Origin of the sequence: Allobaculum sp. (assembly GCF_047010065.1) — a bacterium.
Lineage (GTDB): Bacteria > Bacillota_I > Bacilli_A > Erysipelotrichales > Erysipelotrichaceae > Allobaculum > Allobaculum fili.
This window is the reverse complement of the sequence record NZ_JBKXLD010000102.1, coordinates 1-7738: the sequence shown is the minus strand read 5'-3', so window position 1 is coordinate 7738 and position 7738 is coordinate 1. Positions and strand designations below refer to the sequence as shown.

7 protein-coding genes are annotated in these 7738 nt (G+C 51.3%); 5 read left to right on the top strand and 2 right to left on the bottom strand.

Annotated features, from left to right (window positions below):
- The first annotated feature begins 75 nt into the window (after positions 1 to 75).
- On the top strand, positions 76 to 339 hold the full coding sequence (locus ACLUYS_RS08490) for a hypothetical protein (protein ID WP_288339958.1): 264 nt from the start codon (positions 76 to 78) through the stop codon (positions 337 to 339).
- A gap of 152 nt (positions 340 to 491) precedes the next feature.
- Here the strand turns inward: ACLUYS_RS08490 and ACLUYS_RS08485 are convergent, their stop codons facing one another.
- Together ACLUYS_RS08485 and ACLUYS_RS08480 are read right to left on the bottom strand one after the other, a co-directional pair.
- Positions 492 to 1466, bottom strand: coding sequence for an L-lactate dehydrogenase (locus ACLUYS_RS08485; RefSeq protein ID WP_412659599.1), 975 nt, complete (start codon positions 1464 to 1466; stop codon positions 492 to 494).
- A gap of 353 nt (positions 1467 to 1819) precedes the next feature.
- The gene (locus ACLUYS_RS08480; RefSeq protein WP_230267478.1) at positions 1820 to 2974 is read right to left on the bottom strand and encodes a S1C family serine protease; all 1155 of its coding nucleotides are present in this window, start codon (positions 2972 to 2974) and stop codon (positions 1820 to 1822) included.
- A gap of 358 nt (positions 2975 to 3332) precedes the next feature.
- Here ACLUYS_RS08480 and ACLUYS_RS08475 point away from each other — a divergent pair, with 358 nt between their 5' ends.
- From ACLUYS_RS08475 to ACLUYS_RS08460, 4 genes are all read left to right on the top strand, one after another.
- Positions 3333 to 5339, top strand: a complete 2007-nt coding sequence (locus ACLUYS_RS08475) for a hypothetical protein (RefSeq protein ID WP_412659598.1) — start codon at positions 3333 to 3335, stop codon at positions 5337 to 5339.
- 127 nt (positions 5340 to 5466) lie between these two features.
- On the top strand, positions 5467 to 5742 hold the full coding sequence (locus ACLUYS_RS08470) for a hypothetical protein (RefSeq protein ID WP_230267474.1): 276 nt from the start codon (positions 5467 to 5469) through the stop codon (positions 5740 to 5742).
- Positions 5743 to 5998: 256 nt separating this feature from the next.
- Positions 5999 to 6163 (top strand): hypothetical protein, encoded by a 165-nt coding sequence (locus tag ACLUYS_RS08465; protein ID WP_412659597.1) that lies wholly within the window; start codon positions 5999 to 6001, stop codon positions 6161 to 6163.
- 188 nt (positions 6164 to 6351) lie between these two features.
- Positions 6352 to 7557, top strand: coding sequence for an NADP-dependent isocitrate dehydrogenase (locus tag ACLUYS_RS08460; RefSeq protein WP_230267471.1), 1206 nt, complete (start codon positions 6352 to 6354; stop codon positions 7555 to 7557).
- Positions 7558 to 7738 lie beyond the last annotated feature (181 nt).

Sequence of the window (7738 nt, the reverse complement as noted above, 5' to 3'; positions counted from 1 at the left end):
TCTCTATCTTTCCGGAACGCTTCTGAAAAAAGAGTTCACGCAGGAGATGGATTCCTTTTTGAAAGGGGAAGCGTCATGAAAATGATTTCCGTACGTGAAGCACAGGTGAAATGGATGAACGCTCCCAAATCGAGCCGGCTTTCCTCGCTTCGCCTTCTCACGTTTAAAAAGGACCGCTCGGTCTGCCTGAAAAAAGAAAACGGTCAGTTTCTTCTTGTTGAAGACGGCTATCTTCATCAGGAAATCGAACTGCCTGCTGACGGCTATAAGAAACTTCTCAAGGAAGCCTTTGCCCGGGAATTCCCGCGCAGCAGCCGGCTGTACATTCAGGAAAACTGAACGAAGGGATCCCCAAATCATTCATAGCGCTGTATGCAGAAACAGGCCGCCTCTTTTCGAAAGAGACGGCCTGTCTGACTTTATGGATAGTGAACTTGTGATTTGGATGGAACAGGGAATGAATCATGAACCGCTGGATTCAGCTCATGCGTTTAGTCGTTGAGATCGATGATGTCGCCCAGGTTTTCCTGAATGGTCTTGACCAGCGTATCGAACGAATTGTTGAAGCGATTCTGATCGTTTTCGTTTAACGGCAGCGTCAGAATCTGCGTCGCTCCGTCGGATCCAATGACGGTTGGCGTACCGATGAAGTAGCCGGACTTGCCGTATTCGCCGTTCTGATAGGAAGAAACGGGGAGAATGCAGCGCTCGTTGTTGAGGATCGCCGTAACGATTCGGCGCAAAGCCAGGCCGATTCCGTAATACGTTGCTTTTTTCAGATCAATGATTTTGTACGCCTTATCGCGGACGTCTTCATAAATAGTCTGCAGACGGGCGAGAGAAATGTTCTTTTCATCGAGGTATTCGAGCAGGGACTTGCATCCGATGTAGCTGTTGGTCCAGCTGATGAAGGACGAGTCGCCGTGTTCGCCCAGAATGTAGGCGTGAATATTGGATGGCGCAAAGCCCAGTTCATCGCCGAGTTCTACTCGCAGGCGCGCGGTATCGAGAATGGTACCGGAACCAATGACGTGTTCCTTCGGCAGCCCGGACGCTTTCCAGGCGACGTACGTCATGATGTCGACCGGGTTGTTGGCAACGAGCAGAATGCCGTTGAATTTGTTTTTCTTCAGTTCTTCGCAAACCCCTTTGGTGATCTGCGCATTAATTTTTACCAGTTCCAGACGGGACTGTCCCGGACGCTGCGCTGCGCCGGCGGTCAGAACGACCACGTTGCAGTATTCCGCATCCGCGTAGGAGCCGGAGTAGACTTTCATTTTTGTGTCGGCATAAACCAGACCGTCGGTCAGGTCCATGGCTTCGCCTTTCGCCTTGTCCGCATTCACGTCCACCAGAACCATTTCGTCGATTCCTTTTTCATGAAGCATGGAATAGGCGAAGGACATTCCGACAAAGCCGGTTCCGACCAGCATAATTCTTCGTTTTGAAATCAGATTGTCTGCCATGAGTTAACCTCCCTTAATTACTGACTCCATTATAAGTCCGGACAAACTTCTGATCGTCCAAGTGCCCGACGGAACGACACGAAACGTGAAATAATTCACAATTCAGTGGATTTCCGGGAAATGATAAGCGCTTGCCCAGTGAGTAAAAAACAACACTTCCCGATAAAATTTCTGCACAGGTCGAAAAAGGAATTGTCCGAACAAAGACAATTGAGGAGATTCGGGAAGGAAGGCTGCTGCAGGTCAAATGCATTCAGAACCGATCAAAGCGGGTCAAAGAAAAAAGCCATTGGCAGCGCATAGCCGCCAATGGCAGGAAGGGATGAACAGCAGGGTTTATGTAAAGGGAAGGGTTAGTCTGCGGGGCCCTGGAGCGTGAGCTTCAGCGTCTGCTGCTGGCCGTCGCGTTCAACGACAATTTCAACTTCATCGCCGATTTTATGGCGTTTGAGGATGTTGCGTACATCCGAGGAAGAAGAAATTTCTTCGCCGTCAAACGAGATAATCTTGTCGCCGTATTTCACGCCGCCGGCATCTGCGGTTCCGCCCGGAACGATCTGTACAACGTATACGCCTGGATCAAGCGAGTTGTAGTTGAAGTAGCTGTCGGTGATGTCCTGCAGGCTGACATTCAGAACTGGACGGGAAGTGACTTTACCGTTGCTGATGAGATCGTCAATGACGTTGGTGACATCGCTGATTGGAATGGCGAAGCCAAGACCTTCAATACCGGTATCGGACTGCTTGGCGTTGACAATGCCGATCAGATTGCCGTTGGCATCGAACAGACCGCCGCCCGAGTTGCCCGGGTTGATGGCCGCGTCGGTCTGGAGCAGCGTCATCGTTTCGTTTTCAATCGTGATTTCACGGCCGACTGCGGAAATGATGCCGGTTGTAACAGTGCCGCCCAGCGAGCCGAGCGGATTGCCGATCGCGATTGTCGCTTCGCCGACTTTAATGTCATCGGAATTGCCGATGGTGGCTGCCGAAAGGCCCTGCGCATCGATTTTGATGACGGCGATATCCGTCTGCGGGTCGGTGCCGCAAAGGGTAGCCGGGTATTCCTTGCCGTCAAAGGTCTTAACGGTAATCGTATCCGCATCTTCCACAACGTGGTTGTTGGTAACGATGTAGCCGTCTTCGCTCAGGATAACGCCCGATCCGGCGCCCTGCGCGGTGTACTGGCCGAAGATGGAGTTGCCGGAGCTTACCGATTCCGTCGTAATTTCCACAACGGAAGGACGGAGCCTGGCCACAACATCCGATACATCGGTTACGGTGTAGCCGGCTGTCGAGGTTGAACCGTTCGAGGACGAATTTGCGGTATTGTCCGAAGTTTTATAAGCCGGCTGCGAAGGCTGGCTTGCCGCATTTCCAAAATAGGAACCCGCAAAGCCTGCCGCGCCGGAAAGAAGAACCGTGCAAAGGCCGATGACCGCTACACTGGTGTAAATCTTACGGTTGGAAGACTTTCTGTTCGGTACTCTTGGGGGTGTGTTATTTGCCATACTAAACTCCTTTTCGATATGAATTTTTTCCTTGGTTATCTTTGATGGTTTCAGTATATCGCTCTGTTTTAAAGCAAGCTTAAAGATGCCCTTGAACCATTTTGTAGGAAAAAATAATCTTTCACGGTACAATGACGTTCTGTATGCTTTTCGCATCACGCCTGTAAAAACATACTGCAAGTCCCCCGGTGCGCAAAACCCCAGAAGCGGTTTGTGAAAACGGGAGTTTGCAGCGGTACGGACGGGCGATCCGGCCGATAAAGAAAGGCGTTTCGCGCTTTTGCGATTTGTTCATGTGAGAGTGCAAAAATGGCGAGAATGATATACTAATAAGGAAAGAATGGATTGGAGGCTACGTATGTCCAAAAAAGATACAGCTGCGAACAGCACTGAAGAAATTGTAAAACCAGAGCCTGCCGCAAAAGCGAGTGCCGCTTCGAAGAAAAGCACCCCCGCAAAACCGGCAGCTTCCAGAAAAGCTCCCGCAAAAGCATCTGCCAAGGAAGCCGCAGATTCCGATAAAAAACCTGTAAAAGCCGCAAAAGCGCCAGCAAAGAAAGCTGCTGCTGAAAAGGCAAAACCAGCCGCGAAAAAGACGGCTGCCAAGAAAGCCGCAAAACCGGCTCTCGTGGAAAACAGCGATCAGACCCAGGCAGAAATCAATGCGAACATTGATATGCTCAAGGCCGAAACCGCAGGCGGCGTTGCCTACGAAAAGGCTGTAGATGCCATCGTAGACAAACAGCAGGAAAAGGTGGCAGAAAAAGCTGTTGCCGCAAGCGATCAGACCGTTGCCGAAGTGAATGCTGCCAAAAAAGTTCTCGCTGAAGAAACCAAGGCCGGCGTGGAAGTTATGGAAGGCATCGCAGCGGAAGCCAAAAAAGTCGCTGCGGAAACCGTTATTGCTGATGAAGCCGCAGACGGTGTAAAAATCATGGAAGGCATTGACGCCCTGGCCGAGAAGAAAGCTGCTCCAAAAACAAAAAAAGCCCCCGCAAAAAAGGCTGCTGAAAAGAAAGCCCCCGCTAAGAAAACGACAAAGAAAGCTGCCAAAGCATCTGCCGCTGTCGTAGAAGCGTATGAAGAAAGTCAGAGCGATCAGACGAAAGCGCAGATCGAAGCCGGTCTGAACGCCACAGGCGCCGAAGTAAAAGCCGGCGTGGAAGTCATGGAAGGCGTCGCGAAACTCACCGCAGAAGAAACTCCAGTCCGCGCAGAAGACGCAAGCCGTAAAGTGCTCGCGGCCAAAGCGGCTGCCCATACGTTCGGTCAGGTAAACCTCGCTGCCCGCAGCGCCAAGGATTCTGCCGAAGCCAGGAAAACCTTTAAGAAACCGGCACGCAAAGCTGCTAAGAAAGTCGAAAAAACCGACAAGGAAGCCGCTGCGGAAGCCATTAACAAGCTGATTCCGGAAATTGTATCCAACATGGATCCGGAAACTGCCGCCAAACGCTGTGAAGAAGCCGCTATGGCCAGCCGTAAAGTGCTCGCTTCCAAAGTGCGCCCGGCCAAAGGCGCTGCCAAAGCCGCTATCACACATATGAGCGCGGAAGAAAAAGCGTTCTACGATACGCTCGATGACAATACGCTCATGGATATGATGTCCGCTGTAGGCGTCGATATGGATCTCGATACGCTGCTTGGCGAACTCACCCGTGCCAAGAGCATTGAAGAAGCCGTAGACGCGTACGAAAAACTCGCCGACAAGACCGAAAAGAAATACGTATTCGAAGTCGACGGATTCTCGAAAAACGTGATCGAATACCTCTGCGACCGTCTGGCTGCCCGTATTCCGAATAAAGCCGAAGACAACCGCAAGCTTGCTGAAAAGATCGCGAAGGATGTCGATCGCATGCTGATCAACGAAGGCATCAACGACTCCGCCATTTACAAGGATCTGTTCGATGATGTACGTCAGGTTCTCGTCTATGCCCAGCAGAACGGCATCGAATCCCTCGAAGAAATGGAAACCATTATCCCGGCGGATCTTCACGGCCTGCTCGACCGCTTCATGACCGTTGCCTACACGATCCTGGCCGGCTGGCAGTACAACGATGTGAAGTACTACGAAGGCTTCCTCTATGGCGTCATGGCTCAGTTTGAAGACCTGGCGTCCTGGCAGAACCGCGCCCTCATGGATATCGCCGACCTGTACATCAAGCACGGCGACTACGCCAGAGGAAACGACGGCTACTCTTACGTTCTGCGTGAGAACCAGCTCAAGGATCAGATTTACTACCGCTTCGCCAGCGTTTACGAATCCTTCGATCTGCAGAGAGCCAAAGGCATCGTCCGCGATGCGCTCCGCGTCATTGACGGCCGTTACGACTACTATCCAAAACTGATCGAGATTCTCGAGAAGTAATATTTTCTCATTCTGAAATCCCCAGTGCCGGACAGAATTGCGTTTCTTTCTGTCCGGTTTTTCTTCAATGTGGGGTACACTTAACACGACACGCAAGTCCGAACACAAATTAACAGGAGGTCAGATCATGTCCACTTCAAGTTCAAGCAAGATCCCAGCCTGGATCATTTCCTGCCTGGAACAGTATGGAAACTGTGCCTGTGGCTACCGCATTACCAAACAGCTTGGCAAACAGGGGCTTCTCGATACCCTTGAATCCATGGGATATCCCTGTGAGCTCGAGATTATCGGCGAGCCCAAGGAAGATGAAGAACTCCCCGCAGACGGAACGTATATTCTTACCCTGCACAAACCTTCTTCTGCTTCAGAAGAATCCGAAGAGGAAGAGGAAGCGCAGGAATAGCGATCTCACTGCTCCCACAAGAAAAGAGACGGTCTTCGGACCGTCTTTTCCTGTGGGCGGAAACGCGCAGCGGGGAGATCAGGAAGGCATTGCCGGGCAGACTTTCGATCGTGTCCGTAAGGGCGCCCCCGAATCATGGTAAAATGAGCGAAGACAAGTTTGCAAAAAGGATCTTTCCAATCCGTCCTGCGGACCTTCCAATCGAAGATCTGCTGGAATGCATACAGAACGAAAAAACGGAAAGCGGGGAGAGTATATGGCCGAGCCGAAAACCAAAATGGAAAAGGATCTGGAACGAAATGAAATCGAACTTCTCAAAGAAGAAGTCGCTTCTTTGAAAAAGGTAAAAACCGGATGGATGATCGCAGCCATTATCAGCTTTGCGCTCTTCGCCATCACGCTTGGCATTCTCTTTACGTAGGCGATCCAGTCCGAAAACAGACGTTTAATCTCAGGAAAAGAAAGGCGGACCAGAACGGCCCGCTTTTTGTATTTTGGAAAAGAGTACTCAAAACCCATGGAAAGCCAGTCGAAACAATGGAACCGGCCCCGGCAGGTTTGAAAACCATTTTCACTCTGATTAGAATAAATGCGTTGTGAGGAAAATTTATGAAAATTCAGATGAAAATACCGCTGGTCGAAATGGACGGCGATGAAATGACCCGCGTACTGTGGTCTCAGATTAAGGAGATCCTGATTCTTCCGTACGTGGATCTGAAGAGCGAGTACTACGACCTTTCCCTGGTCAACCGGGAAGCGACGAAGGATCAGGTCACCATCGATGCAGCGCTGGCTAACAAAAAATACGGCGTCAGCGTCAAGTGTGCGACCATTACCCCCAATAAGCAGAGGGTTGAAGAATACGGCCTTTCCGAAATGTGGAAATCGCCGAACGGTACGATCCGTGCCATTCTGGATGGAACCGTCTTCCGTACGCCGATCATGGTCAGCTCCATTAAGCCGGCTGTTCGCACCTGGGAAAAGCCGATCACGATTGCCCGTCACGCTTTTGGCGACGTGTACCGGGCTTCGGAAATCCGCGTAGAAGAACCCGGCGTAGCCCGTCTTGTCTTTACCGGCGATTCCGGCATTGAAATCGAAGAAGAAATTGCCCGTTTTGAAGGCCTGGGCGTTTTGCAGGGTCAGTTCAACAAGGATTCTTCCATTTATTCCTTCGCGCGCAGCTGCTTTGAATTTGCGCTGTCCGCCAGACAGGATCTCTGGTTTTCCACAAAGGATACGATTTCGAAAAAGTACGATCACCGCTTCAAGGATATTTTCCAGGAAGTGTACGACCAGGAATACCGGGCCCGGTTTGAAGCGGCTGGAATTGAGTATTTTTACACGCTGATCGATGACGCGGTTGCCCGTGTCATCCGCTCGAAAGGCGGCTTTATCTGGGCGTGCAAAAACTACGACGGCGATGTCATGTCCGATATGGTTTCCACCGCGTTTGGCTCGCTGGCCATGATGACGTCCGTTCTGGTTTCTCCGGACGGCAACTACGAATACGAAGCTGCACACGGTACCGTCACCCGGCATTACTATCGCTATCTCAAAGGCGAAGAAACGTCCACCAACCCGGTGGCTACCATTTTTGCCTGGAGCGGTGCGCTGCGCAAACGCGCGGAATTCGACGAGATTCCCGAACTGATTCATTTTGCGGACGATCTCGAAGAAGCGACGCTGCAGACGATTGAAGACGGCGAAATGACCGGCGATCTGGTCGCGCTCTGCGACCGTCCGGCCACTAAGCTGAACTCGACCGAGTTCCTGCAGGCGATTGGCCGCCGTCTCGAAGCCCGCATCGGCTAAAACGAAAAGATTAAACGCCCATTCGAACGCAAAACGACCGCGACCCGGAACAGTCCGAAATCGCGGTCGTTTTTCTATGTGCAGAGGGTAAAACAAAATCCAGAACGATGGAAACGCCATGAAACGCAGGGAAACCGCCGTATGGATTCGGCCGCTCTTGCATGCAGCTGTACTAATGAAT

Coding starts and splice junctions, on each gene's coding strand:
- ACLUYS_RS08490 (WP_288339958.1), top strand. CDS start 76: ATGAAAATGATTTCCGTACGTGAAGCACAGGTGAAATGGATGAACGCT.
- ACLUYS_RS08485 (WP_412659599.1), bottom strand. CDS start 1,466: ATGGCAGACAATCTGATTTCAAAACGAAGAATTATGCTGGTCGGAACC.
- ACLUYS_RS08480 (WP_230267478.1), bottom strand. CDS start 2,974: ATGGCAAATAACACACCCCCAAGAGTACCGAACAGAAAGTCTTCCAAC.
- ACLUYS_RS08475 (WP_412659598.1), top strand. CDS start 3,333: ATGTCCAAAAAAGATACAGCTGCGAACAGCACTGAAGAAATTGTAAAA.
- ACLUYS_RS08470 (WP_230267474.1), top strand. CDS start 5,467: ATGTCCACTTCAAGTTCAAGCAAGATCCCAGCCTGGATCATTTCCTGC.
- ACLUYS_RS08465 (WP_412659597.1), top strand. CDS start 5,999: ATGGCCGAGCCGAAAACCAAAATGGAAAAGGATCTGGAACGAAATGAA.
- ACLUYS_RS08460 (WP_230267471.1), top strand. CDS start 6,352: ATGAAAATTCAGATGAAAATACCGCTGGTCGAAATGGACGGCGATGAA.